Origin of the sequence: Myroides sp. (genome assembly GCF_032073645.1) — a bacterium.
Taxonomy (GTDB): Bacteria; Bacteroidota; Bacteroidia; order Flavobacteriales; family Flavobacteriaceae; genus Flavobacterium; species Flavobacterium odoratimimum.
On the sequence record NZ_DAMANB010000002.1, the window covers coordinates 229,973 to 256,159 of the forward strand.

The window sequence follows — 26,187 nt, forward strand, 5'->3', positions numbered from 1 at the left end:
CCATATCTGAAATATTAAAGTCCGGAACATACGGTTCGCAGGCTAATGGATTATATGTAGCATATATTGGCATATCAAATTCCGATTATTGATTTTGTGATTATTGGCTTATAGCCTTTGTTTGTGTCTTTTTGGACTAGAGCATTATCAACTCCTTCAGCTAGTTCATAAGCTAGCTTGAGATAGTTATTCATATCATCCGTGTGAGAGGCTATCGCATTCTTCATTTGCTCTGTGAGCATGGCTACTTGCTTGCGTTCGTAGTCTAGTAAATCAAATTTCAATACTATAGAAGAAGGTGTAATCTCGTAGATTCCTTCACTATATACTTTAGCAATGGTACCGTGTACAATAGCTTTCTGTAGAAATTCTTTAATAAGTTTATTATCTCCAGTAGCAGTACCTTTTAGACTCTCAATATAGTTAGCAGTAAACGATGTCTTAATAACTTTGTCTTCTATATTAATAATAGAAGGTTTTAAGCTTAAGAACGTCTGTCTTGAGTTCATAATATTGAAATACTTGTTGAACTCTGAAGTACTATATACTAATGAATCTCTGTATATAGTAGAGTAGTGGTTATGCCAATATGGGAATACATCTGCATTAACCTCTAGCACTTCCAGCAACTCATCCATAGCCTCATGGCCACTTCTAAGAAGCTCCCTTCTGATATCATTTAATTGAGTAGTTGATATAGGAGCACGTTGATCAGTCTTCACTACATACATTCCTGAACTATCCATACTTACTGATATATAAGGAGTGTACAGGTAGAATGCAAAGTTTGCCACAGCAGTATCAATCAACTCTTTTGCTTTTATTTTAATATCACTATATTCTATTTCAGACTCTGCTTTATCAAGTTCTTGATACAAATTACCTACGTATCTATGCACAAAGCTTCTAATTGCCTTAGGTATATAAATCACAAAAGACTTAAAATCGAAATTCGGACTAATAGAGATATACTTCTCTAAATCATCATTGTCTAGTATCATATTATATTGCTTTTGTTACACCTGTAGGATTCTTATCCAAGGTCTCCAGGACCACGTTTTCAAATCCAAATTTTAAACCTGCTTCCCACTTATTATATTGGGAAGTGAAGTTGAATATTTCTATTGTTACATCACGGTTAGACTTCATGAATGATTGCAATAAATTAAACGCAATACGTTTGTCAGAACCGCTACCACTTCCCATCTTTCCCCCAGGTATTCCTGCACCGATTAGAGAAGGATCAGTACCTAGTGCAAAAAGTACTTCAGAGTTTGCCGCTTCAGCTTCAGGAAGGTAACTTCCATCCTTTAATTTATCATCTATGGCCGTGATACGTATAGCAGATACCTGCTGACCTCTGCTATCTGAGTACATGATAGATGATATAGATTTTCCTCCATTAGAAGTACCTGATAGATTATCTGATATTGAGCTAATAAGGGCATCTCTTATCTCAAGCTTCTTTTCTATGGTATATGTCTGCCAATCTTTTTCATAAATCTTTTTGAAATATTCCTCATCTATTTCAATCTGATATTTAATCGATACCTGGTTATTGAATATCCCCAACTTAAACTTAGGTACTGAGTTAGCCACTTCTAACCATCCACTAGTGATAATTGCATGCCATTCAGGAATAGGATAGTAGCTTTCATCTAGGAATGGAAAGAAAATAGGTATTACAAACTTATGAATCTTATTTTCCTTACAGTATTGAAATACCTCTTCAGAAGTCATGTAAGGACTTAGTAGAGTAGTAGATGATACATATTCATTCTTATCTACATCAACACTTGATTTAGTACCAAATAGAGATGAGATATATAATTTATCCACAACACCACTACTTTTAGGCATTGCATAACGACACCATGAAGCTTGTTGACGTTTAACAGCCACAATCTCTGTAAAGTCATTAGATAGTACAAATTCAGGAAAAGCAATACCAAACCATTCCAAATCTTTTATAATGCCTTGAGTAAAGATTGGTATTCTATTTTGCCTCATGAAAGAGTCTATCGCAGGAAACTCATCAAAGTCATAATAGTCGACTTTGCGTTTATTAGTATCTTTATCTCTCGAAGTCTTATATATAGCTAAACCATTACCATAATGTGCACGTTGAAGTAATCTTAAACCACTTCCTGCAGCCCCATTCTTTTTAACCTTATTAATGACATCTTGTGGATAGTTGTCATTAGCTCCCCACTTTAGATATCCAGTAGTATTCCCTTTATTATCTGTCTTTACAGTAGTGGAATTTTGACTTCCTTTTACCTTCACTACTGCACCTACAGAAGATCCTGAAGCTTGCGGTATCTCAATTATCTTAATTGTATTGAATGACATACTAATAGATTACTTTTTTGTTATTGATACTTATGATAAAGTCTATTCTTATTTTTCTGACATTGCCATCAGGTAGTTCTATATTTCTGGTTCGGTTAGTCCAGTGGTTCGGAGGTCGCTTAGTAGTTTCTTCCTTCAAGACATTCTCTATAGTTATCTTTTCCTTCTTATCTGTGTTCTTGTTAGGAAGTAACCTAGCTCCCTCAATAATTCTGAGTTTGCCACCTGTACTATTTTGCCCGTTAAAGGTTCGGAAAGAGATATTAAACGGCCTGAACTGTCCATTTACTAATCGCTCATTCATTAGCTTTAAAGCATCATTTAAGAAAATAAAGTCTTCATCATTTTTCATAGATACAAAGTTCTGACTCCTCTAAAAGATTAAAAAGGACAGTTATTTGACCTTAAAAACACTTTTCTAATATATTTTTAGTTAGTTGTTTGATTTGCAATTAGTAAAGGCTAAAAAACAGATTCCTTTTTCTAAAATGTAATTAGCAACCCCGACGCTGCCTTAAAATTTCTACACTTTCCATTTTCGAAAATGCGATATATGAAAAAAGGTTAAAATTTTAACAAATTGAGAAAAACTATAAAAAAACAAATAATCATCAGTTTACTTGATAATAATGCCTCCTAACGTAGAATAGCTAGAGTTTTTACTCGTAAAGCGATCATTATACAGGGCATAGATAGGATAGTCGAATGCATCAGTCAAGTGAGTTGCATGTTCTTGAGGTAAAGACTTGTTACGCTCGCTTGATTTATTTTTCTCTACACCGAGGCTACCTTCTTTAGCTTCAGCTCTCTCTAGAGCAATAATCAAATCAGTATTGTTATGCTCATTTATACGGATTACAGGAAGGTTACTCTCTGTCTCTTTTAACATGGCATTAATTAATAGATATTTATCTGCATGAGTAGGTGCTACGTTCTTAGCTAATAGGTGAACTGTCCACCCATTCTTATATAGGATATCTTCTACCTGTTCAAACAAAGTCTTAGAACTATTAGGCAATCGATGATGTCCATCGTGTCCACCATACAGATAAACTTCTTTGCACTGATGTGCTCTATAATATGGAATGAATTGTTCTAGTATCAAGTCATCTAATAGTTTAGGTGACTTGACATGCATAGACTTTAATACCCTATATTCATAGTCTTGTTCTTGAGATATCACAATACCATTGAATACCCCAAAGTCTAGACTCATGATAAGTGGTGACTTAAAGTCCACATCACTATCCTGTAAGCAGCTAACATTATAAGACTTGTTATGATCAACTCCTTCTAAATAACTATTGTTATAGTCAGAGTAGTAATGTCTTCTAGCATTTAGGTTAGCATAGAAACCATTCTCTATCTTCTTAGGTCTAATATTTAGTATCTCAGCCTCGTACATGGTCTGAGATACAGCCTCGTCCTTCATCTTCTTAAACCAATCAGGACGTAGATAAGGGTTTGATAAAGCTGAAGCTTTGATAAAGAGTATCTCGTGTGGGTTCTGCTTTGCCTTCTTCTCCATATCCACGAACCACTGACCACGTCTGCTTACTGGAGTAGAACTAACATACATCTGAGAACCTAACAGTTTACACTTTTTGAACTCAGCCTTCTGTGCACGGTTAGTAGTCTTGACATTATTGTATAACTTCTCAGGATCTAACAGAGCGGCTTCATCTCCTAACTCAGCATAAGAGTTTAGTCCACGCCCAGAGTTAGGATTGTCCAGCGATACCAATTGAAAGATAGCTCCATTAGCAAAGTGGATAATATTGTTCCATTGTGATGGAGGCTGGAAGGGCATCGCGAATCCATTCTTCTGTCCACATCTACCGATCACATAATCGACATCTTTGTACAGTCCGAACATCTCCAATCCTTCGATGGCAGAAGGAAGTGTACGAGCGAGCATCTGCATATAGGTCTGACCAACCATAGCAAACGAGGCACGAGGCATCTCCATAACAAGATCCCTCATACGCTTACCGAACACAGTAGTCTTACCTGCACCCCTTGCCATCTCAGCATAGATATCACGCTGTGGTGCGATAGATATCATCAGCTGTGGCAAAGTTTGCTGTACTACCTTCTGTCTCTTAAAACAATTATTCTGTACTACCATCCTCTTCTTTATCTTCTACTTCTTCATACTCTATTGTTGTCGCATCAAAGGCATTCATATCAAGTGTACCGCCTTTCATCATTTCGATTAAAGCAGCCTGTAACTCTTTAGGAATAGATACAGCAATCTCTTTGTTCTCAAATTTCTCAGGGTTAAACTGTGCGATATCTTCTTCAGATAGTCCAGCGTATTTTCCTAATAGATCTAGAGCTTTAGCTTCAGCTTTCAGATCACCACGTTCTCTAGCTCTACGCAATAATGATAGAGAATATTCAAATAGTAGATTCTTCTTTGCCTCACGATCAAGCTTATTGACCTGACCAAACAATGTTTGAGCGTTACGGATATCTAAGTATGCCTGTGCCTGTGATAGTCCATAGTCTTTCTCCCATACACTTACGATCTGCTGATTACTGAAGTAACTCATCTTTAGATTATACGCATGTACTAATCGTTTGCGTACATCTTCTAGATGTTCTGATAGTTCATACTCAGAAGGGCTAGTATAGTAAGCCCTTATCTTATCCATAGTAGAATCTCCTCTTTGAATAAGTGCTTTACTTTTTGCCATTTAATTCTTCTTTTATCTTAAATAATTGTTCTTCCTTCTCCAGTACAGCCTTTTCCTGTCTAGCTACTGTACGCTGTAGCTTATGTAGTTCTGTACCCTCTAGGATAGATAGTTTCTCTTTATTCGCAGTAAGTCGCTTGCGTTGTTTACTTAGAGAAGCTTCTAGTAGATTACGCTGATACATAAGATTATCTACACTCAACTTAGATAGATTAACTCTAGAAGTAGGAGGTAAGCACTTATGCTCTAAGTAATAATCTATTTTACTCCATGATAGAGTATTTGCCTTCTCATTGCGATCTATTAGTATCTGTATAGCGAGAGCTTCAGCTTCTTGATCTGCTTGTAGTTCGTTTAGTTCTGTCTTGAGTAAGCAGTTCTCTCGGAATAGATTATTTGCCTCTAGGAGTATTGGACGTACCTGTGCAGGTAACTGATGGAATAGTGGAGATGTTTTCTTCTCCTGGTTCTGCACTGAAGTAAGAACTGGAGAAGGTGATATCGTTATTTCTACTACTGGAGAAGTAATAGTGATAGGTAACTCTTTTTGTTGAATAGGAACATTCACTACTTTCTTTAACTCGTATATGAGTTTCTGTCTATTGAACGGGGATTCTGTACGCTTAAGATTGCGTACTAAGTTCTTATTATGTGTAGGTAGTGACTCGTATAGTCGGAGTCCTTCGAAGTAGTCTGAATCCTTGGATTCTAACCAAAAAATAATCCTTTCCATAATGCAAAAATGGAAAGGATTGATAGGGTAAAAAAGGACAGGTTATTTGAGTTCAGAGACAACCTTATTAATAAGTACTCTTGTTTCATTTAATGAGAAAGATAGATCATTTTTTCGTCTAATCATCGTATCTGTTATGAGGTCTTTATTAATATGATTAGAGGGAACTAAAGATGATAACTCAGATTGTTTTGCCTTACTAAAAGTTTCGAAGGCTTTATCTTTATTTAATATAAGCTCTTTTTTATACGACTCATAAATATCTTGTGGACTATTAGTTCTTATTTCATTTAAGAAATGAATTAGCTGATATAAATGATTAAAGCTTTTCTTTTTTAGTTCATAAATTTGGATTAAATCATCTATCTTATAGAAATCAGTTATATTATATTTTATAATAGCTGAATCTCCAAAAATAAGATTGTTATATGTAAAAACATTACTTTCATTTATTATTTTTAAATGTTCGTATTGATTATCTAACCCATTCAAACAAGGAAGTAATGTATTATTTAGAATATCAATTAAGGATAAACGTAAACTATTAAGTCTCTTGTTTTTTTCTCTTTCTTTGTAAATGATATTAGCATAGTATGTTGCTACTACTCCAATTAATGTGACGATAGCTCCTAAAATATATTTTAAGTCACTTAATTCCATTTTTTTTATATTATAAGTTAGATTACCATTAATTATTAGAAGTATTATTAAAGATAAAGCCGTATATAATACAGCTTTATCTGTTTTTGTTGTAAACATTGTTTATTTGTATCCTCTTGATTTTAGGAAGTTAGTAAACGTATCTACCTTCCCAGTTTCCTCATATTCTCCAAAAATTGGTGATTGCATGATTACCTTATGCTTAGCAATAGTTTGAAAACGTACATTATGGTCTATAGACATAGCGTTTACCTTAATATTTTCTATTATGTTTTCAACATCAGATATAGAATAATCTTGTTTTTGAAATTGAGCATCAAATTCAATAGTATGAAAATTAATAGCAAGTCGACTATTATCGTCTAGTTCTTTCATTGTGTTATTGTTTATAATTATAAATCAAATGTACTTTAAAACATCTATAATAAGCAGAAATAACACAACAATTACCTTGATTAAATATGTTTTTATCTATTTTGGATACGAGTATTAACAAAAAAAGCGAGACATATTAGTCTCGCCATTTACTCGGATCCATCACCATGGTCTGCTTATTTTTAATCGTGTAGATCACATTCCATCCGAACATATTATCGAATATCGGACCTACTTTCTCTATTTTGAGAGAGTCCACATCGTACAATCCATACAGCCATGAACTAGAGTCATTACTCATGGTCTTTAGATATGCTGATATCTCCAGAGCGATAGCTTCTGTCTCGTCGAGTACATCTTCTTGTTTATCGAAGTCATTGGCTCTGCCTGCATAATTCAATATTAAGAATGATACACGACGATTATTAAAAGAGGTTGTCTTGTTAGGGTTCTCGCTAAAGTCTGAAGAAGTACTCTCTAATAATAGAGTAGGAGTAGCGACACCTGATCTGAAGCTTCCTTCTATTTCATTCCAGTTAAAGCGATAGAATCCGTTAATGTCAACGTGCTTTTCAGCTATCTCCTTATGAAAGGTCACGATAGTCTTATGACTAATCTTCGTCTTATTTGCCATGTTTATCCTTTAACTCTTTTTGTTGGATGATGTTTTCTTCTAGTTCATTTAAGAAGGTGTGAAGGAGAGTTGATTTAGTCTCCTGGTATGTACCGAACTTTTGCCCTGACATCTTAAGAACCACATCTAATAAGCCAGCTTTTTTATTGCTGCGTTGCTGAACTTTAATCTTAGGATAGATATGTTTATACTTTTCTACTATCCCCTTTTTACATCCATTGAATGCGATATGTACAGCTAGTAGAAACTCTTTATCCTCCTTCTTAAATCGCTTGACATTATTTTCTAGCTGGAGGTGATCATACACTTCTCCTTTTTGCTTATAGAGTACAGCTACTAATAATCTTAAATAAGATATATCCTTCTTAATAAGGTACACATTGTTTAGATCATCAGCCACCGCGAACTCCTCTATCGTTAGATTGACTAACCTATCCATAGGAGCTACATACTGCTTATGCTTAGGAAATATAGTTCTATCTACATTAGTATATACCCAGTTGAAATGATTACGCAGTTCTGACATGGGCACCTGATTCATAACTATCTTGAGTTGGTATGCTTTTTTAAATTGCCACCACTTTACCTGGTTAAGATATAACCAGGTCATAAAGTTGAATGCAGGGCCATTCTTTCCGATCATAGCAGCTATCTTCTTTAACTGCCAATCTGTAAGCTCATCCCACTTTTCAGGTATTCTTAAGTCTATTTGCATAGTATTTCTTTAAGACGATTATTATTACATAAATGATAAGCCCTAGCACAACAAGTAAAGGCAATCCATACCACCAGTTATACTGTTTTCTATCAACTCCCTTATCTTTTATACCTTCTTCTATATCTATATCTTCAGAATTTCTTTTATCAATCTTTGTATCTGAAGCTTTTGATTTGTCAATTTCTTGATTGTTCTCTTCCTTCTCACTTTTAATTACAGGGTTATAAAGTTTTGTATTTCCTTGTTTATCTGTAGTAATAGAGTCTGCACGAATTAGAATATTCTGAATCAGATTTGAATATTGTTCTTTACTTAACTCAAGTTCTTTAACCTTGATAGTTTCAATTTCATTTGCTCTTATAGATGTTTTAGTATCGCTAGTATGTAGGTTCACTTTACGTGAACCACAACTAGCTGTAAATAAAAGAATAAGTAAAAGTAGGCTTAGTGTTTTCATAGTCGTTTAGTAACGGATCTAACTACTGCTTTTAATTGTGTCGCATAGTCAGGAGCTGTAGCATAACCTGCTTTAGCGATAGCATCTATAAATAAGTTGATATCAGCTCTAACCTTCCATGCCTCTGTATATCGTTTGTTCTCTTGGAAGAATAAAGCGTGATCAGCGAAGCTCTCTTCAGCTGAATTATACTTTCTGAAGTAGTCTTTTACCTTGTAAGTATATTTACCATCAGGACGTTTTGTCTTAGAGATAATCTCAGGGAACTTAGCATTCGCACTAAATAATATCTCAGTAGTAGTAATTAGTTGTTTCTCACCTTTACCAGTCCATTTAATCCCAAAGAAGTTAAAGCCTACAGCTTTTAATCCCCATGCACTTTCTAAGACTGCCTGTGCTAGAATAACGATATGGTTAAGTCCTGTTTTCTTTTCAATGGCTAATGCTGAAGGTAGATAAGTATCTACGAATACTTTAGCATTGTCTAGGGAGATAGTTTCAAATACCTCGAAGTTAATTTCTTTCATCTATATCTGTTTTAAATAAATCATCACCATTCTTATTACCATCGAAATCAAACCATTGATTACCTTTTCGAAGGATAATACCTACAATACCTTTCATTTCCTTATAACCGAGTGCGGCTAGGTTCTCAAAGTAACTAACTAATAACTGGAGTATGATCCAGGTGAATACGACATAGTACAACCATTGCATAGGATTAACGTCTATAAAGTAAAAATCGATAGAGGCTGTCTTATTAGCGAAAGTCGATAGGAGGTATAGGATAAAGATGTAAGTACCTATCTTGAGAATCATACGGCCTAGTTTGCGAGATTGGAACTTCTCACCTCTCTTTTTCATATCTACTTTAATTCCTGTATGCCACTCAGCAATGATCAGAAAGACAAAGGCGAGAATTACGAATACATCTAGGTTAAATAGACTTTCTGTACACTCTCTTAGTGTACCTAAGAATAGAGCTGTACGGATTAAATTATCACTAGAGCTCTTCTCTAGTGTCTGACCAAAGTCAGTTTTGTTTGCATACCCAAAACCTTGTAGTATATATGTGAACCAATTCATTAGTAACTTATTTACCACAAAATTAGATTACAGGACTCTAAGGAAAAAGGACACAAAAAAAACCTCTCAAGGGAGAGGTTTGAATGTTTATTGCTATTTTACAATGTCTTGAGCTTTTTCATTTACATCAATAAGATGTTCTTTTGTAAAAAATAATCTAGTACCTGAATTTACTAAAGGATCCATACGTATAACCTTATCTAAATTTATAAATGTTTTTTTACCTTCTGTGTTACATAAAGTCAATTCTTTAAAATTTGCCATAATTATTTTATTTAAGTTTATTTAATTTAGAGGCTAGTTCTTTCTTCTTAACTTCTTTTTCTATTCGTTCTATTTCTTCATCAAGGATGATACATATAGAGTCAAATAAAATAGGAAATACTTCTAGACATTCGTCTTCAGATAATCCATGTATTCCTTTGCTCAAGAACCCGTATATTTTATCATTCCCATGTAATAGGTCAGATAGTTCCTCTCTTAGTAAAGATACTTTATCTTTGAAATAAGTGTTTTTAAGACAAACTTCTACTTCTTGCTCATTTTTACCTTCACTGAGAAGTTTAGTTTCATACTTTTTGTTTACTATATGTTTTTCAATAATACGTCTTAAATAAGCATAAGAGCCGACTCCTACACCATGACTGAATAGCCCATTAGCTTTATTTAATTCTAAAAAAATATCGTTGTTAATCTTTTTGTATTTTTTTAAATTTAATCCAGTAATGTCATTAATAGAAGGGAATTGTCCAACTTTAATTATTTTATTATCATTGATTAAATACGAGACAGAGAAGAAATGTTTCACTGATTCAGACTTAGAATGTACACAAACGAAATTTCTTGTAATAGTAGAAAGATTATTTAAAGCTTTAAATATTTTTTCAAAACTTAATCTAATCGCATATTGATCTCCTCCTTCTATTATGTTACCCAATTGACTACTTTGACAGATACCTATAAAGTTCCATGTTTTAGAGTCTAATTCATCTAAGGCAAGTGATTCAAAAGTAGTTGTTTCATTACATTTTGGACAATATATATTTAATGTCTGTACAGAGTCAATAGTTCCAAAACTATCATTACGAGAGTCAAGTAAATGTGGTTTTATTCTATTAATTATATCAATATCAAAAAAAAATGAAAAGTAATTAAATAAATCAAAATCTTTTGTGTCTATTGGGTTATACAACCCTCCATAAACGATATGTTCTCTAATAAAATCTACTCCTTTTTTACTATCCATGATTATTTATATTAAGATTTCATTTTATAAGGTAACGTGATATCAACAAAGTACATTTTTTTCTGAGTTTGTTCATTATAGACCTCCTTGATATTACTGATATAACAAATATTAAATCCTTGTTCTACTAATGCTTTTGCTCCTTTGGCTTTATCTTGATCTACATAGCCTACTTTCTCTTTTTTAAAGAAAAGAGCTACAGCATTAGGGTCATAAGCATTGTTAGGTTCTATCTCCATAGTAAGCTGATCGAACTCGATTAACTCATGATACTTGATCATCTGATAGGCATTCGTAAACGTAATACCTTTTAGTTCGAACTTGTACTTCTTATCTAGTGCGTACTCCTCTAAAAACTCATTGATTAATATTTCTCGCTCAGTGATGTGAGGTATTGGATGTCTTGGTTCATCAGTTGAGTCTTTACCTTTAATACCATTTAATGTTAAAAGTAATCCAGAAGAAGCAATAGCAATAAACCCTAAAAATTGAGTATCAGGAAATATTATAAGTATCAATCCTATTATAAGAACAATAATTGCAGTGTATTTTAAATTCATATAAATAGTTTTAGTCGTTATCTCTCAAAGATATAAATAACCTTCTAAGAGTATAAGTACAATTTAGTGAATCTTACTTTTTTTATAGGGAAGGCATTCCCTGGAGAAGCCAATACACGTGAAGTGCTTCTTTTTTATCCTCCTTATTGATACGTTCCATTAGGTTAAATGGTCGATATCCTAAGTTCTGAAGGATATCTACTAATTCATAATCTGAGATACAATCTCTAGGGAATACCCTAAATAGAAAACCTAACAGCTCCTGTGTACTGACTTTTAGATTATGATTCTTAGTGTCTCCAGGAACAAAGTTCAGCTCGAGATACTCCATTACTTTTTCTTGATAATCATACATACTATTCTATTTAAAAAAAGCTCCCAATCACGGGAGCTTCATTAACAACACAACTTATTAAAAACCACTATTAATCAACTATGGAGCATCGGGAAACATCACGATATCCCCTGTGTATATAGGTGCAGGGTATTTCTGTTTATCCTTAAAAGTAGTAACAAGAGAGTTATTACCTTCAGCTGTAGCTTCGATCTTATGTTCTTGTGTTTCTGCCCACGCAGGCATACGCTGTGAACCGATGACTCTCATGTTACCTGAGTCAAACTCTTGAAACAATACAATCAAGTTCTGATTCTTTATATAACGTGCAAATCCTAAGATTTTAGCGCTAGAACCACCTACAGTACAAGGTAGCGTATTTTCGAATAGTCTTCTATTTCTTTCTCCGATTTGTGCACTCGTAACTTCTCCAGTCTCTGTCACTGTAGTAATCGGATGGAAGCCTTTACCAGTCTTAAACTTAAATGGTGTAGCGATAGTCGCTAATTCGTCTAATGTTTTAGCGGCATTAGCACTATCTCCACATAAGTCTTTAGGAGTCGGTATCTCCTCGAAGTAGTCCAATGGTGCGTAATACACTTTATTGACTAAAGCTCCAGTAGGTTCACATGAAGCAAAACCGATATCTTCTAATTTAATATCTGCCATTAGATTTCTTTGATAAAAATGTTTTTAGAGTCGATCATAGACTCTAAGACATCTGTGTTAGACATAATTTCTACTTGAGACATAATCTGTCCATCAAGGTTAACTTTGAGAGGCATATTAGCCGTAAAGTTATATTTACGACCTCTATACTCATAACCGTTTATTAAACGAGCATTTACCTCAAGTTCTTTCTTAGCGTATTCCTCAGCTAATCTCTTAACCTCAAGTTCTGCCTGCTTAAGAGCTTCTTGTTCTTTCTTAGCATTTTCTTCAGCTAATCTCTTAGCTTCAAGTTCTGCTTGTTTAGCTGCTTCTTGTTCCTTCTTAGCACTCTCTTCAGCTTGCTTATTGGTATCTACTGTATCCTGTGGAGTAGTAACACCCTCTTTATTAACTTCTCCAGTCGGAGCTGGAGAAGTATCTTGTTCTGTTTTTTTTGCCATTCTATTTCACGATTAAGCCATCTTCTTCAGGGAAGAATAATTCGTTTTGCTCTTTGTTGTTTAGACCTCTTACAGCTTCAGCATCAAAGTTACCAATGAAACATACTTGGTTAATAGCTGTATCATAGTTAAGAGTAAATTCAAAGAATACTTTTAACTTATAATCAAGTTTTTGAATATCTGTGATTTTAGCTCCATTGATGATATCAACTAGTTTTTTCATATTCCAATCAGGTGTAGCAAAAAAGATATCATCAGGCATATTTAAAGGAACTATCTCAATATCTAATAATGGTGTTCTCATTGAATCACCTTCCTTGTATGTAGGGTTGCTTCCATACTCAGACTTATAAGCATCCTTATACCACATTCCAATTTTTTTAGAACAGAATACTTTTTTAATCTCTGTATTAGCTGGTAATCCCTCTTCAAAAGCTTTGAATTGATCAAGAATATTAATCTTAGAGAAAGCTTGTAATGGAATTGAGAATCCAGGGAATTTCTTATCAGCTTTGATAGCTGTGATAATAGTAGCCCAACCATTAAGTGATTTACCAAATGTCTTGACATTATCATTGTCGTCTCTCTTTCCTCTTAGAGATAAAATCTCTACATCTGATACAATCTTTTCGTGTATTTTTTCAAAGATGTGTTTAGATATTGGCATTTCTTCTAAAGACTTGCCTTCTTCATACATTCTAGCTAACCATGATCCCACCATATCGGCTGGTACAAAGGCAAAGTTTACTTTTTGTTTGTAAGCAGATAGTTTTTTAGCATTAAATTGGATTTCTCCCATTTCAGTCCATTCACTAGAGAAGCCTTGTACAACATGTGACATAATTGAAGCAAATGAAGGAAATTCTCCATTAACCTTTGTAATTGTTTCACAATGTTTGTCTATTGTAACTTCTTTCGAGTAGATAGCAGGTGATAATACGTTAGGATTCTCTTTAATGTATGCACCTAACTCGTCTTTAATTTGATCAATGTTAATTTCCATTCTATTTTTTCATTTGATTAAACAACTTGTTGTGACCAGCCTCCATATCTACGATACTATCTTTTCCTTCAGCTGGAGGGGTTGGATTACCCATAACAGTAGTATGAGCATTGCCAGGCTTTTTATTTAAGTCTGCAATTTTATCTAATACTGCAGTTTGATTTGCTTCTGTATCTTCTGTAGTATCAACTCCCAAAGCTTCAGCAATAGCTTTGTGTTTAGTACTAAAGTCAGACATAGAAGTTCCAAAATTTGATAGCTTTTGGTTTGCTTCAGTTAATTTTGTGTTCAAATCTTCTAAAGAGGTATTGATAGTCTCTAGTTGTTCTTGATTCAGATAGGTACCTTTATCAGTACCTTCTAGTGCTTCAACGGCTAATACTCCTGTTAAAGCTGTAAGGGCGATTTTCTTTGACATAGATTCAGATTGTTTGTCTGTGTTTTTATTATTACTAAAAAATGAGTTTACTACTTCTTTAAGTGTTCCGAGGTTATCGATTAATCCCATAGACTGTGCGTTTGATGGACTATAAGTAGATCCAGTGAATACTTCTTCTTTGATCTCTTTTCTCTGTGCTTTCACATCAGTGATAAATTCTTCAGCTATCGGATCCAGCTCTTCTTTAATCCATAGTTCAGGATTTCCGTTTTGAAGTTCTCTAATAGCTTTGTTTTTGTTTGTAGATTTTGTAGCATATTCTTCTATAACATTAGCCCCTATCGATTTGTAGTAACCTTCTAAGTCTATGAAATAAGTCATTACACCTATAGAACCAATCTTATCAGCTCGTTTGTTAGCTGTGATTTTCTTAGTACCCGAAGCGATGTAGTATGCTGCACTACATAAATTACCATCCGTATAAGTTTCGATAGGAGTAGAGCTAGCTTTTATGATATCGTACAGTTCTGCCGTTCCTGACACTTGTCCCCCTCCAGAGTCTATATCTAGAACTATTCCTATACAGTTAGTATCTCTGTCATAAGCTTGTATTTGTCTTCCGATAGCTTGGGTTCCAGTAGGTCCACAAAATTGACTGTATTTATAGATACCACCTTTAATAGGAATAACAGCTACATAGTTATCCTCAGAGTTAGGGTTGGGAGATTCTTTAGTACCTGCAATAATTGAAGATGAAGTATATGCAGATGGATATAAGGAAGTACCTTCTATTAATTTACCATCAAGTACATTGCGTAATTGTGGTAATAAGGTATTCTTCATAGATGGATCTATGAACCAATTAGTACTTAATAAAGAGAATAAATTATTTATCATGCTGAATGCTATAATTTTACGAATACAAAGTTCGTATCATAGCATTCAGCAAAAAAGGACAGCTATTTTGTCAAATATACAGGGCGGTTACGCTGTAACCCTGTGATAGCGATATTGATTCCTGATTCAGATTCTGGACTTGTTCCATCATTTAATTCAAATGACAATAAAAGAGGTTCGACATCAGTACCGAATATTTTAGTGAAGTTATTATAGTACTTCACTACAGCGATGCCTGCTTTATTAGCATACTGGTCTAGGAGTTGCTCTAAAGCCTCTGAGCGAGTTAACATACTGTATGTTAACTCTACTTCATAGATATCACCTTTCTTTTTGGTGTTATTTTTAAAGCTATTTTCTTTAATCGTAGCATGTATGTTATGCTCTTCAGGATTAAATAGTATCTGTGCAGAACTACGATCACTTAGATGTATTGGCCAGTTACTTGTTTCGGTTAGAAGATAGAAGTCGATAGTCTCTATTCCTGATAATTGTTCCTCGCAATAAAATCTCATATTTATTTTTATTAAAGTGTCCCTATGCGGAACTGTTTAAAATCAATGATTTACCTAGTTTATAGATATTTGTCCCTTTTGTTTGTAGCGTTTATAAGTTCTATAAACTGAGTCATATCGTAGATCGTTGTCAGTTATCCCATAGAACTCTAAGAATTGTCTGATCGCTGGAAGCTCCTGGTTATAGTTAGCCTTGTAAATTTTGACGTGTTCAAAGAGACTTTCTAGAAAAACCTTATCCAAATACATAGAAATATTGTTGATCCTAGAGGTGTGTATAATCACACCCTTAGTATTCGCGTAAAATTCACCAATATTTAGGAGATAGACATCGTCTCCAGTAGCAGGAACTAGGTCTTTAGGATCAAACGTACCTTCTAGTAGTTCTAGTAGGTGAATACCTAGTGAAGATTTGCGTGATAATATTAACTCGTTACCGTACTTTTTAGTCAAGTACTTTTTTAAGTAGCTTTTTACAGGAATAGTGATTTGCATAGTAAGGGGACTTGTTTATACAAATATACTCCGAATAGAAGTTATTAACAACTACTTGGTGGTATGTGAATAATGAAAGAACATAAAAAAACAGAAATAGTATAAAATATAGGTCATTTTTTGTGATAAAAATCCCTACATCCCTACAATGTTGATTTATAACCTATTAAGTGTAGGGAATAGGTGTAGGGATTGTGGGGATTGCCGTTTTTTTGTGGGGATTTTTTTTTACTCCCTACATTCCCCACAAAATCCCCACAAGTTCAAAGCTTTCGTAACTTCTTTATTTTTAATTTATTATATATTAATATAGTATATAATTAATAGAATGTAGGGATGTAGGGATTTTTTCCTATACCTTTTATTAGAATCGAATTTCGGAACGAAATTCTTTTATTAGGGGGGTGTGGGGGGAGCTAAACAGGAAGAAGAGGACTGAGCTGTATTATTAAACATATAGAGAGAGAAGGATGGAGGTACCTGGTATATGGATATAAAAAAAGCCGGGATCTATGTCCTGGCCTTTGGTTACTCTTCTTTATTTATCCTCTTTAGTAGTTCTAGGTGTTCTTTTAGAAGATCTCTGTACTTATTTAATATCTCTAGATGTGCTTTCATAACATTGGTAAGCTTTACTACTAGAAATAAGCAGCTCATAATAGCTACTAAGGCTACGAAGTATATAAATGTGTCGTCCATTGTTTAATTGTTTAAGGAGTTTGCTCTGTGAGTGCTATAGCACTTCTATAGAACTCTGCTGCACGTTCAGTGCTAAATGTGGATAATATTTCTAATGCTATTTCTTTGGATTTAAAGGATAGTATCATCTTACATTGTATACTTTCAGTACAGGTAGTTAAGATCACTTCATCTTCATCTTCTTCCGCATTGTAAGAGTGCATTAGTAATACCTGGTTGTCTTCATCTATATCGATTATTCTTGCAAATTTTGGCATATCTAATCCTGCGTTAATTTCTCACCACAGAATGAACAATAGGTCTGTGATATCTGAATAGTTTCTTTTTTTGGCTTGCTCGTTTCTCCATTAACCTTTGGGAAAGTAGATTCAAATTTCATATCAAATACTAATAGAATCTGATTCTTCTCATATGCCCATGTCTTATTTTGAAATCCTAATCCGTTAAATGAAGATATTTCAGTATATGTTTTATTAGGGTTCTTTTCTTGTAGATGTCTTAGTATCTTTTGTTCTACTTCTGTTATACATGTACACATATTATTTATTTCTTAGATATTTAATAAGTTCTCTGTAAATCACTATTCCTAGTGGCACTACAACCACTAGAAATAGTATTAATAGAATAGTTGCTTTCATTACCTTTTAGCTTCTAGGATAGGAAGATTTGCCTCTGTAGGAATATATACTTTAGAACCTTGACTATTTTTTATAGCATCTATTTTAAGATACTCCAGATACTCGTTATTTCCTTTCATTGATTCTCCAATAATTCTATTAGCTTCAGCTATTCCTTTAGCACGTTCTATTTCTGCCTGTGCTTCAGCTTTAGCTATTTTTACTTTAGCCTCAGCCTGTAGTGTAGCGGACTCATTTTCTGCCTTAGCAGTTTCTATCATTGCTTTTTTAGAATGTTCTGCTTCTAATAACGTTGCTTTACCATTCGCTTCAGCATCCTTCATGTGTTGTTCTCTACTGAACTCATAACATGATGTCATTGAAATTGATAATAGAATTAATCCGATAATTAATGTTATTCTTTTCATTTTTATAAACCACTTCTAATCCAAGTGGGAAGTTTTAATTTATTTTTCTAATCTTAGTTTTATCTTCATTGTATTCAAAGTCTATGTTATACATTAGACCATAAACCTCTTTTTTTTCATTTGTATCATTGAAATCTTCATCCCAATCTGATAAATTATCCTCAATTATATTAGCCCATTTTTCAGTTAGGAATCCTTCATCATCAATATGTTGTTCAAATACATTGTATAACTCTTCACCCCATAACTCTTTAATTTCTTCTGTTGTCATCTTTATCTATCTTTAATTGTCCATACTCTATAATCTTTATCAAATGTGAGATCTACATTAAACCTTTCCATGATATCCCATAACGTGAAGGTCAAATCGAACTTTGTCCAGGAAGCAATCTCTTCAAATGCTTCTGTATTCAGTAGCATACTTAGAGGTTCAAGGTTCCGCGCTACATAAACCTCAAAACAGTAAGGCATCTTATTCTCATAACAATCTATTCTTAGATCGTTAGAGGTCTTGATAGCCTTTAGTATTGTCTTAATACTATGCTTCGTTAGATTATTGTTTAGTTTCATAATAAGCTGGTTTTATAGAGAAGCTCACCTGTTCTAGTCCCTCTAACTTATAAGTACTCGGTTCAGGCTCCCAAAATCGTAGTACAATAGGCTTACACCTCTTGTTCTCTTCACTTTTTTTAGCAGCTACCCGGATGATGACATCTTTTATATTTTCGAGGCCTTTAGCAACTACTAATCGCTGATGTAGTGTCTGTAAATAAGCTACTATTTCCTTTTGTAGCTTATTCTTTAGGGAATATATATTCTCTACTTCTAAATAATAATGTGTTGGTTGTGGCATACTTCACTGTTTAAAGGTTTATCTATATCATAAGTACATTTCACGATATCTACTTTAGCAGCTAAGTCAGCTGGTATATCAGGTTATTTCTCTGTAAGGATGATGATAGGATGATTTTTGATAGAAAAAAACTTTAGTATTTCAGTAATATGCGTACCCTGATAATCTTCTATCACTAGCATATTAGTAATACGATTAATATAAAATGCATAAGCACTATTATCTATTAAGTCATCGTATAGTTTCTCTTCATATTCTTTTATTAGACTCTGAAGGCCAAAATCTCCTGTTAAATAATAGGTGTCACCAGGATAGATATCTTCTAACTGTTTTGCTAGAACTGATTTACCTGAAGCCATATTACCGTAGAATATCTTTCTATTTCTCATTATTCTGTTTATTAATTTGTATATGAAGCTCATAAGGAGTTGGATCTTCTTGATATTCTCTCATCTCATCTTTAGTTTCTGTAAGGTGACTATCAAAGAACTCTTCAGGGTATTTATTAGTTACTTTACCCCATTCATAACCTATCATTAGTTTATTATAACCCTCTACTCTTATTTGAGCGACAGTATGTTTAAACATACTATCCTCTTTTCTTTTAGTTTGTACTATGACATAATGATTTTTCATAAGTCTTGATAATTAAACGGTTATTGTTTTTTTACACTTCTGCTTTTTCCTTGCTTAGCCACTTTAGGCACTTCAGGCATCTTACCTTCGTTATCTCCAGTGTCGCTAATTGCTGGAGTACTACTATCTCCTTCTCCTGGTGTTGGCAAATCCCTTGTTCTGACAAAGTAGTTTTTGTCTTGAGTTCCTTTGCGATATAGGGTGAGAGTCTGTTTTTCATTGTCTATAACTTCTATAGGAGTGATATTTTGTTTTTGTAGAGCATTAACAGCTTCTGTCATATTACCTGTTAACTCTTCTTTTGTCTCTTGGCCATTCGCCTTAATTGTAAATCGTTTCATAAATAGTCATTTATTGTTTTCGGTATAAATATTCTTTCTAGGTTAAACAGGTCATAGAATACCTGTATATCCATTCCTTTATGTGTATAGTATGGATACGGTTTAAATGCTTCTTCAGTATGATCATACACAAAGTATAAGAAGCCTGATTTTCTAAATAGATGTAGATCCTCTTTAGTCACTAATCTTAACTCTAGTTCTATACTTCTAGATGATACCTGTTTCACTTCCATTATCATTAATATCAAAGAAATCATCATTACTATTGTTATCTTCTTTGTCTAGGTTTAATAGACAGGCGCGCTTCATCATATCATAATTAAATACAAAAGCATTAGTGGACTTATTTCCATATCGATAAGAGTCCTTAACACCGATGAAATATTTCTTAGATTTGATATAGTTGCGTATAGTCGCTTCACTAATTACGTCGGGACTTGATCGACTACTTACCTCTTTATCGTATAGCTGATGTACAGCCTTTAGATTTAGATAGAGTACCTTAACAGGCACTTTACTTTCCCATGTACTTTGGGTATCTTTGCGTTTAGCGAGTTCTATAGTATGTTCTGATTTTATGTTATAGTGTACCTTATCTGACATTCTATTGTTTTCTTGTAAGTACTCTAATACCTTCCAGAAATCTGCTAATCCTTCAGACTCTACTATCAGATCCGATGTCTCTATGATGTTCTCTTTAAACTGTTCATAGAGTTCATTTAGATTAATAGGGATGTACATTTTCTCCTGTAATAGAGACAATGGAGCGATAAGGGCTACATAGTTATTAAAAACACGTTCTTGATATTCTGTTGCTGCTAAATCTTTTTTGAACTTATCCTGGTATGCTTTAAACCTACTGATTAGATTTTCTTCTATATAGTCTCTATGCTCTATTAACTCTACGATGAGAGAGGTTAATCCTTTTAGTTCCCATGCCTTTAGTTGGTTATAACTATTTATTCGCTCTGGAGTGAATGTTTGTTTTAAGAAGTTCATCACGATACTACGTGAAGTAATCGAGTTATCATCTCGGCTACTCAAGTACTGTGAAGTAATGATCAGTGATCGGTTAACCTTAGTGACTACAGTTCTGTTATCTCCTGAAGGTTTACCTATCTCTCGGCCACGGCCATCGAAAGCTCCTTTAATAGACTGAAATATCTTCTCATCTAATCCATCATTAAACTCTTCTAATACAGTAGGTACGTTATAAATACGAGCTAGCCTTCTGTAAAAACCAACTGGAGAACCATTATGCAAATCGAATGAACCTTCTTTATACGTAAAGAAGTTAGCGCAACTATCGGCGAACTTTGATTTACCTGAGTCTTTTTCTCCAGCCAAGAACATTAGAGGGAAAAAACCATACATATCTAAGTATATATCTCTAAATACTGAGGCGAAATTGAATGCTACAGCGAGAGAACCTTTGTCTTTACCATATACTTCTAACATCTGTGTTACCCATGTCTGTATGCTTATCGGACTTTGCTTATACACCAGGCATCTATCATTTTCGTATTCATCGAAGTCGCTATCTACATCTTTATTCTGCATAGCAAAAGCAGGTAGATAATAGCTAGAGTATTTATTAGTGGAATGAATGTCTTCATTCTGTTCTTTTATCTCCTCTTCTTCTAGTTCTATGGTACCATAAGGACTAATACTCTTTAAGTTTCCATTTAAGTAGATACAGTTCGCATAAGCAAAGAACTTCTTATTCTTTTGCCATCCAAGAGTAGTAATCTCATAAGACACTGAGAAGTCAGATAATATCTGATTCGCAAGTAGTGTGAAGTGATTCATACCTACATGTTCTTTGAACGTATTATTTCCTTCATCGATGAGCTTCTTTTGAAATCTTGTACGCTGAATGAAGTCCTCAGACTCAAACTCTATGATCTTCTGTCCCCCATCTTCTAGATGTAAGGCACATAATCGCTTATTATTCATCTTGCCATATAAGTGATAAAGGGGTTCTATACGGAAGTTAGTTCCTTTAAAGAAGCCTCCTTTTCCTTGGAAGTGATAACAGTTACCTACAGTGACAAAACCGTACTTCTTATACTCATCCATATTAGCACCTGCAGGAAGTTTTAGTTCATCTGCTTGTTCTTCTGTAGCCTTAGGAGCACTTGCTATTTCTGCTTCTAACGTTTCTTTGATTTGAGTTATATTATCATTAATAACTTTACTTGAGATATTGAATATCTTAGCTGCAGTTTTGATATATAAGCCTCTTTTAATATCATCAGCGATAGAGAATAGTATCTTACTTACTGTATTCACACTATCACTAATCATATCAGCATCACTACTAGCCATATTCTTAAGCTTCGTAGTCTTCCATTCGAATGCATCTTTAACGTGATCCTCTATATATTTCTTCAGATCAGCTTGTCTAGAATACGTATCAGGATCTTCACCTATTGGTAGATTACATATCTGAACCTTTAGACCATATTTTAGCAACATATCAATATCGCTAAAAGCAGCTTTAGTACCTGGTCCTAAATCATAAGGATTAACACTGCGAATGCGATCATCTAGTTGGCCATATAATATCTGATCTTCATTAGACTCACTAAGCTTACTAAGTACTATTCTCGCTACTTCTACGCAATTCAAATCATTGATAGAAGTAAACTTGTCACTGAATGTGATAAGCTTCTGAGTCGCTATTTCAGTCGTTAGGTCTATTAGTGCTTTAGTAGTCTTAGGATAGTCATTGTCACGCATCACGATGACTGTACGCGCATATCGTTTGATCAGTAGCACTTGTTCTTTAGTAAGAGCAGTTCCACAGGTAGCTATAGCATTAGTTACTCCAGCCTGATGAGCTGATATAACGTCTGTATATCCCTCCATTAAGATAGCTGTACCTGTACTGACTATACTTTTCTTAGCTTGATATAGACCATAAATAGTCTTCGTTTTAACATAATAATCAGTCTCTCTAGAGTTTAGATATTTAGCATACTTCTTAGCTTCTTCATTTGAAGCTCGGCCACCGAATCCAACTACTTCACCTCGTTCATTAACGATAGGAAACATTAGACGCTCTCTGAAGAAGTCACTACTCTTTCCATCTTTGACATTGATTAACCCAATATCTTTACCTTCACTGAATAACCCTTGGTCTATTAATGGAGTAGTAAGCATCTTAGAACCGCCTGCATAACCAATCTTAAAGTCTCGCACTGTATCTTCAGTAAATCGCCTATCAGCGATCATCTCTTTAGCCCAGTGGTTATCTGCTAATGTGTTTAATGCCTTACTATATTGAGTAGAAGCCCATTCTAAGATATCAGTAGCTTTTTTCTTTTTGTCTATTTTCTGCTTTACTTCTTCACTCACTTCTTCATACTCCAGTAGAATATTACAGATAGAAGCAATCTTTTCTACTGCTTCTATAAAAGATATAGAGTCCTTAATCATGACAAATTTTAACCCATCTCCTCCCTGGTTCGAAGAGTAGCAAACCCAGTTATTCTTCACTGGGTTCACATGGAAGGAAGGAGTCTTCTCGTTAGTAAGTGGGGAATTACACGTCCAACTACTACCACTCTTCTTTAATTGAGCATAATGAGAGATAACTTCATAGATATCTGCATCTCTCACTTTCTCTAGGCTGGCTTCTTTTATGATTTGGTATTGTTGCATTGGTTGCGTTTTAATAGCATTAGTATTGCGAGTATCTTATTGGCTTTTTCTAATTCTTCTCTTTTTTGCATGAGTTTGAATAGCCATTTATTTCTTGTCTGTTTGAGTGCTTCTAGCACTTCTTTGTCACATTCTATTTTTAAGGAGTATTCTATCTTAGCAAGCTCTCTAGTTATGAATGCTAAACTTTGTTGATAATTACTTTTAATCTTTTTCATATCCTCAAGACCAATGATTAATAAATCCTCCGTTAGGTTAAATGTGATTGTGTTCATTTTTGTGTTTTTTAAAAGTTAGCTGACAAAGTCTGTAGCTCACTTCTACTATGCACGTTTAATTTTCTGAACACATTCATTTTATGAGTAGATACTGTATTTGGCGATATATTGAGCGTTGTAGCTATAGCCTTATCTGCTTTTCCTTTTACTAAGTATCTCAGTATTTTTTTCTCTTGCTTAGTTAATCCATACTTATCTATTCCTGTAATCTTACTAATCCAATTATGACATCTACATCCTGGTTCACATGATTCTTCAGCGAGCTGTATTTCTCCATTGATTACATCAGGCGTGTGATCTAGTTTGCCAAACATGCAGATTACATATTCATTTAGGGCTTCGTGAAACTTGTACTCTTTTAAATCTTCGCTAGCCACAGGATCATTAGCCAGCATGGTGTATAGTTTACTCTTGATTTCTTGAGGAAGTTTATCGATTACTCGAGTTCTTCCATTCTGTATAAAGTACGCTGTACGCGTAGCTTTATCACTAAATATTTCGATGTTCGTATCTCCTGGTATAATACCAGGGATTAATCTTTTTTGATTACCTTTGTCTTTCATGATTTCAATTGTTATTTAATTAATGATTGAGGTTTAAACCCTCTAGTTCCAGCTAGAGGGTTTTTTGTTTAATTACTTTTAAGTAATTTTTGTTTTCTATTTTTCACATTTGTGTAGTATTCTTTTGTTTCTTCACAAAGCTTGAGAATCTCTTCTTCTATACGTAAATCCTCTTTTATACCATTTACAATCTGTCTCACATATCCATTTGAAAACGGATTGCCTTGTGCATTGAATATCTTGTTATTAGTAAGATGTGTCTGTATTTTAGGGGTATATCTATGTCCTAAAATACTCTTAATGCGAATTGATAGTTTCTCGTTAATCATATATTTTTAGCATTTTCAAACACATTAAAGTGTTATATATTAGTATTACTTAAGTAACATTTTAGTATCACAAATTAAGTGCACATTTATGTATAATCAAAATATTTTATACATAAATGTGAATAAATTGTTGTCTTGAAAATATAACATCATGGAAACCATAGGATTAAGATTAAAAAAATATTTAGAACATAAAGAGGTACCTCGAAACATCTTTTGTGATACGATAGGTATGAAGTACAATTCATTAAGTAGAATTATTAATGGTTCTGCGGCTATGAATAGTGATACCCTTGATAGAATATTTACATATTTTCCTGATTTAAATGCCCGTTGGTTTATAACAGGTAAAGGACCTATGGAATATACAGCAGCATCATATCATTTAGATCCAGTATTAGAACAATCTCATGATACTATGAAAGAAGTAGATGAGTATATCAAGAATTTATCTGAAGAAGATATAAAAAGACTTGAAGAACAAGGTGTGAAAGTAAAGTTTGAAGATGAAAATATAGATCCATTAGGCTTCGATGAAGAAGAAACAGAAAAACTTCTTCAGGAGTTTATCAAGAAAGATGAAGTGCGAGATGTAATTAGAAATATGATTAATGAAGTACGTGAATCAAATAAATCTAAAATATGAATGAACGTCTAAAACAGTACATGGCTCTTAATAATGTCTCAAGAAAGCAGATGGCTGAAGTTATTGGGATGTCGTATAATTCCTTTAATAGAGTATTAGTAGAAGATAGGTCGCTTAGTGCTGAATATATAGAGAAGATATTACTCTATTATACTGATTTAGATGCTCGTTGGTTATTGACTGGTGTCGAATCGGATGTAAACAACACCCGTTTGGTGGAGTTATTAGATGATGCTGAAGTGTTGGAGAAGCTGTCTGACTTGATTGTAAATAAGCTTCAGAAATAGGCTAAACGTCCCAATTACTTCCCAATGAATTTATAAAACACTGATTATTAGATGTTATATCCTTGTGCGTAACCCCTCCCGCGGACGCAAAATATATACGCTATTATCTATGATTAGATAATAGCGTTTTTTGTTTTATAGACTTTACTGTTTGCTATAATGATGACTTATGTAGCAAACTTTCTCTTAGTTAAAGAATAGATTTTTCAAAAGCCTGTTTTATACTCTGACTGTGTATCTATTATACTATTGCCTTTATATTATCGGATATTGATGGGGATGTGATCGGGTAGTGATGGGCTTATTTATAGTACTTTTTAGCCGAGCACATGCCTATCACATGCCGACCACAAGCCGACCACCCCTATTTTAGTAGTAAAAAAGACTGCTGAAGTGAGAGATAATATTCTTTTCTTGTATCAGGTAGAGATTATTTTGCTAGGGTAGATTTCTTTTGTGTGAAGTGTGAAGTAGTGATAAACACTAAAGGTGGATGCAGTTGGCGTTGTATTAGACGGAAAATAAAAATGTTTTTTTGTAAAAAATAAATGAAAAAAACGGGAATCTGATAAATATCATATTTTTAGAT

The 26,187-nt window shown here is 33.8% G+C and carries 40 protein-coding genes; 2 read left to right on the top strand and 38 right to left on the bottom strand.

The genetic code is table 11. The features are described from left to right. Window positions 1-74: 74 nt before the first annotated feature. From RT228_RS02755 to RT228_RS02940, 38 genes are all read right to left on the bottom strand, one after another. Entirely contained in the window at window positions 75-1,001 is a 927-nt protein-coding gene (locus RT228_RS02755) for a DUF6712 family protein (protein WP_313138398.1), read from the bottom strand. 1 nt (window position 1,002) lies between these two features. Continuing rightward, window positions 1,003-2,352 (bottom strand): hypothetical protein, encoded by a 1,350-nt coding sequence (locus RT228_RS02760; protein WP_313138399.1) that lies wholly within the window; start codon window positions 2,350-2,352, stop codon window positions 1,003-1,005. Between the two features lies 1 nt (window position 2,353). Continuing rightward, the gene (locus RT228_RS02765; RefSeq protein WP_313138400.1) at window positions 2,354-2,704 is read right to left on the bottom strand and encodes a hypothetical protein; all 351 of its coding nucleotides are present in this window, start codon (window positions 2,702-2,704) and stop codon (window positions 2,354-2,356) included. Between the two features lie 264 nt (window positions 2,705-2,968). After that, window positions 2,969-4,480: a hypothetical protein gene (locus RT228_RS02770; protein WP_313138401.1), complete on the bottom strand. Its 1,512-nt coding sequence runs from the start codon at window positions 4,478-4,480 to the stop codon at window positions 2,969-2,971. Next, window positions 4,464-5,051, bottom strand: coding sequence for a hypothetical protein (locus tag RT228_RS02775; protein ID WP_313138402.1), 588 nt, complete (start codon window positions 5,049-5,051; stop codon window positions 4,464-4,466). The genes RT228_RS02770 and RT228_RS02775 overlap by 17 nt, the downstream gene beginning before the upstream one ends. Window positions 5,052-5,443: 392 nt before the next feature. Then, window positions 5,444-5,638 (bottom strand): cellulose binding domain-containing protein, encoded by a 195-nt coding sequence (locus RT228_RS17960; RefSeq protein ID WP_409519862.1) that lies wholly within the window; start codon window positions 5,636-5,638, stop codon window positions 5,444-5,446. A gap of 188 nt (window positions 5,639-5,826) precedes the next feature. Continuing rightward, window positions 5,827-6,543, bottom strand: coding sequence for a hypothetical protein (locus RT228_RS02785; RefSeq protein ID WP_313138404.1), 717 nt, complete (start codon window positions 6,541-6,543; stop codon window positions 5,827-5,829). A gap of 3 nt (window positions 6,544-6,546) precedes the next feature. Next, window positions 6,547-6,819, bottom strand: a complete 273-nt coding sequence (locus RT228_RS02790; protein ID WP_313138405.1) for a hypothetical protein — start codon at window positions 6,817-6,819, stop codon at window positions 6,547-6,549. A 136-nt stretch (window positions 6,820-6,955) separates the two neighbouring features. Next, on the bottom strand, window positions 6,956-7,453 hold the full coding sequence (locus tag RT228_RS02795; protein WP_313138406.1) for a hypothetical protein: 498 nt from the start codon (window positions 7,451-7,453) through the stop codon (window positions 6,956-6,958). Next, the gene (locus tag RT228_RS02800) at window positions 7,443-8,168 is read right to left on the bottom strand and encodes a hypothetical protein (protein ID WP_313138407.1); all 726 of its coding nucleotides are present in this window, start codon (window positions 8,166-8,168) and stop codon (window positions 7,443-7,445) included. Before RT228_RS02800 ends, RT228_RS02795 begins: the two co-directional genes overlap by 11 nt. Further along, window positions 8,143-8,628 (bottom strand): hypothetical protein, encoded by a 486-nt coding sequence (locus tag RT228_RS02805; protein ID WP_313138408.1) that lies wholly within the window; start codon window positions 8,626-8,628, stop codon window positions 8,143-8,145. Before RT228_RS02805 ends, RT228_RS02800 begins: the two co-directional genes overlap by 26 nt. Continuing rightward, window positions 8,625-9,155 carry a glucosaminidase domain-containing protein gene (locus tag RT228_RS02810; RefSeq protein WP_313138409.1) on the bottom strand — a complete coding sequence of 177 codons (531 nt, stop codon included), beginning with the start codon at window positions 9,153-9,155 and terminating at the stop codon, window positions 8,625-8,627. Before RT228_RS02810 ends, RT228_RS02805 begins: the two co-directional genes overlap by 4 nt. Further along, window positions 9,142-9,714 (bottom strand): phage holin family protein, encoded by a 573-nt coding sequence (locus RT228_RS02815; RefSeq protein ID WP_313138410.1) that lies wholly within the window; start codon window positions 9,712-9,714, stop codon window positions 9,142-9,144. Before RT228_RS02815 ends, RT228_RS02810 begins: the two co-directional genes overlap by 14 nt. Before the next feature lie 93 nt (window positions 9,715-9,807). Beyond that, on the bottom strand, window positions 9,808-9,978 hold the full coding sequence (locus RT228_RS02820; RefSeq protein WP_313138411.1) for a hypothetical protein: 171 nt from the start codon (window positions 9,976-9,978) through the stop codon (window positions 9,808-9,810). Window positions 9,979-9,985: 7 nt separating this feature from the next. Continuing rightward, the gene (locus RT228_RS02825) at window positions 9,986-10,960 is read right to left on the bottom strand and encodes a hypothetical protein (protein WP_313138412.1); all 975 of its coding nucleotides are present in this window, start codon (window positions 10,958-10,960) and stop codon (window positions 9,986-9,988) included. 11 nt (window positions 10,961-10,971) lie between these two features. Continuing rightward, window positions 10,972-11,520: an HIRAN domain-containing protein gene (locus RT228_RS02830; RefSeq protein WP_313138413.1), complete on the bottom strand. Its 549-nt coding sequence runs from the start codon at window positions 11,518-11,520 to the stop codon at window positions 10,972-10,974. 82 nt (window positions 11,521-11,602) lie between these two features. Beyond that, complete coding sequence (locus RT228_RS02835; RefSeq protein ID WP_313138414.1) at window positions 11,603-11,875, bottom strand: hypothetical protein; 273 nt, start codon at window positions 11,873-11,875, stop codon at window positions 11,603-11,605. A gap of 78 nt (window positions 11,876-11,953) precedes the next feature. Continuing rightward, window positions 11,954-12,523 (bottom strand): hypothetical protein, encoded by a 570-nt coding sequence (locus RT228_RS02840; RefSeq protein WP_313138415.1) that lies wholly within the window; start codon window positions 12,521-12,523, stop codon window positions 11,954-11,956. Next, window positions 12,523-12,966 (bottom strand): hypothetical protein, encoded by a 444-nt coding sequence (locus RT228_RS02845; protein ID WP_313138416.1) that lies wholly within the window; start codon window positions 12,964-12,966, stop codon window positions 12,523-12,525. The genes RT228_RS02840 and RT228_RS02845 overlap by 1 nt, the downstream gene beginning before the upstream one ends. 1 nt (window position 12,967) lies before the next feature. Then, on the bottom strand, window positions 12,968-13,969 hold the full coding sequence (locus tag RT228_RS02850; RefSeq protein WP_006266846.1) for a hypothetical protein: 1,002 nt from the start codon (window positions 13,967-13,969) through the stop codon (window positions 12,968-12,970). A gap of 1 nt (window position 13,970) precedes the next feature. Next, on the bottom strand, window positions 13,971-15,245 hold the full coding sequence (locus RT228_RS02855; protein ID WP_313138418.1) for a S49 family peptidase: 1,275 nt from the start codon (window positions 15,243-15,245) through the stop codon (window positions 13,971-13,973). A 62-nt stretch (window positions 15,246-15,307) separates the two neighbouring features. After that, window positions 15,308-15,760, bottom strand: a complete 453-nt coding sequence (locus RT228_RS02860) for a hypothetical protein (protein ID WP_313138419.1) — start codon at window positions 15,758-15,760, stop codon at window positions 15,308-15,310. 54 nt (window positions 15,761-15,814) lie between these two features. Continuing rightward, window positions 15,815-16,255 (bottom strand): hypothetical protein, encoded by a 441-nt coding sequence (locus RT228_RS02865; protein ID WP_313138420.1) that lies wholly within the window; start codon window positions 16,253-16,255, stop codon window positions 15,815-15,817. 528 nt (window positions 16,256-16,783) lie between these two features. Further along, the gene (locus RT228_RS02870; protein WP_313138421.1) at window positions 16,784-16,954 is read right to left on the bottom strand and encodes a hypothetical protein; all 171 of its coding nucleotides are present in this window, start codon (window positions 16,952-16,954) and stop codon (window positions 16,784-16,786) included. Between the two features lie 11 nt (window positions 16,955-16,965). Beyond that, the gene (locus tag RT228_RS02875; protein WP_313138422.1) at window positions 16,966-17,211 is read right to left on the bottom strand and encodes a hypothetical protein; all 246 of its coding nucleotides are present in this window, start codon (window positions 17,209-17,211) and stop codon (window positions 16,966-16,968) included. A 2-nt stretch (window positions 17,212-17,213) separates the two neighbouring features. Beyond that, on the bottom strand, window positions 17,214-17,492 hold the full coding sequence (locus tag RT228_RS02880) for a hypothetical protein (RefSeq protein WP_313138423.1): 279 nt from the start codon (window positions 17,490-17,492) through the stop codon (window positions 17,214-17,216). A gap of 99 nt (window positions 17,493-17,591) precedes the next feature. Next, window positions 17,592-17,999 carry a hypothetical protein gene (locus RT228_RS02885; RefSeq protein WP_313138424.1) on the bottom strand — a complete coding sequence of 136 codons (408 nt, stop codon included), beginning with the start codon at window positions 17,997-17,999 and terminating at the stop codon, window positions 17,592-17,594. A 34-nt stretch (window positions 18,000-18,033) separates the two neighbouring features. After that, on the bottom strand, window positions 18,034-18,270 hold the full coding sequence (locus RT228_RS02890; protein ID WP_313138426.1) for a hypothetical protein: 237 nt from the start codon (window positions 18,268-18,270) through the stop codon (window positions 18,034-18,036). A 2-nt stretch (window positions 18,271-18,272) separates the two neighbouring features. Beyond that, a complete protein-coding gene (locus tag RT228_RS02895; protein WP_313138427.1) occupies window positions 18,273-18,569 on the bottom strand; it encodes a hypothetical protein in 297 nt (98 codons plus the stop codon). Then, entirely contained in the window at window positions 18,553-18,852 is a 300-nt protein-coding gene (locus RT228_RS02900) for a hypothetical protein (protein ID WP_313138428.1), read from the bottom strand. The genes RT228_RS02895 and RT228_RS02900 overlap by 17 nt, the downstream gene beginning before the upstream one ends. Window positions 18,853-18,935: 83 nt before the next feature. Beyond that, window positions 18,936-19,241: a hypothetical protein gene (locus RT228_RS02905; RefSeq protein WP_313138429.1), complete on the bottom strand. Its 306-nt coding sequence runs from the start codon at window positions 19,239-19,241 to the stop codon at window positions 18,936-18,938. Next, a complete protein-coding gene (locus tag RT228_RS02910; protein WP_313138430.1) occupies window positions 19,231-19,488 on the bottom strand; it encodes a hypothetical protein in 258 nt (85 codons plus the stop codon). The genes RT228_RS02905 and RT228_RS02910 overlap by 11 nt, the downstream gene beginning before the upstream one ends. A gap of 20 nt (window positions 19,489-19,508) precedes the next feature. Beyond that, window positions 19,509-19,829 (bottom strand): hypothetical protein, encoded by a 321-nt coding sequence (locus RT228_RS02915; RefSeq protein WP_313138431.1) that lies wholly within the window; start codon window positions 19,827-19,829, stop codon window positions 19,509-19,511. Further along, on the bottom strand, window positions 19,826-20,062 hold the full coding sequence (locus RT228_RS02920) for a hypothetical protein (protein WP_313138432.1): 237 nt from the start codon (window positions 20,060-20,062) through the stop codon (window positions 19,826-19,828). The genes RT228_RS02915 and RT228_RS02920 overlap by 4 nt, the downstream gene beginning before the upstream one ends. Then, window positions 20,037-23,495: a DNA primase gene (gene dnaG, locus RT228_RS02925; RefSeq protein WP_313138433.1), complete on the bottom strand. Its 3,459-nt coding sequence runs from the start codon at window positions 23,493-23,495 to the stop codon at window positions 20,037-20,039. Before dnaG ends, RT228_RS02920 begins: the two co-directional genes overlap by 26 nt. Further along, window positions 23,474-23,770, bottom strand: a complete 297-nt coding sequence (locus RT228_RS02930) for a hypothetical protein (protein ID WP_006266867.1) — start codon at window positions 23,768-23,770, stop codon at window positions 23,474-23,476. Before RT228_RS02930 ends, dnaG begins: the two co-directional genes overlap by 22 nt. An 11-nt stretch (window positions 23,771-23,781) precedes the next feature. Then, window positions 23,782-24,336, bottom strand: a complete 555-nt coding sequence (locus RT228_RS02935; protein ID WP_006266868.1) for a helix-turn-helix domain-containing protein — start codon at window positions 24,334-24,336, stop codon at window positions 23,782-23,784. Between the two features lie 68 nt (window positions 24,337-24,404). Beyond that, window positions 24,405-24,665, bottom strand: coding sequence for a hypothetical protein (locus tag RT228_RS02940; protein WP_006266869.1), 261 nt, complete (start codon window positions 24,663-24,665; stop codon window positions 24,405-24,407). A gap of 151 nt (window positions 24,666-24,816) precedes the next feature. Here RT228_RS02940 and RT228_RS02945 point away from each other — a divergent pair, with 151 nt between their 5' ends. Both RT228_RS02945 and RT228_RS02950 read left to right on the top strand, forming a co-directional pair. After that, entirely contained in the window at window positions 24,817-25,311 is a 495-nt protein-coding gene (locus RT228_RS02945) for a hypothetical protein (RefSeq protein ID WP_313138435.1), read from the top strand. Next, window positions 25,308-25,598, top strand: a complete 291-nt coding sequence (locus RT228_RS02950; RefSeq protein WP_313138436.1) for a helix-turn-helix transcriptional regulator — start codon at window positions 25,308-25,310, stop codon at window positions 25,596-25,598. The genes RT228_RS02945 and RT228_RS02950 overlap by 4 nt, the downstream gene beginning before the upstream one ends. The last annotated feature ends 589 nt before the right edge of the window (window positions 25,599-26,187 follow it).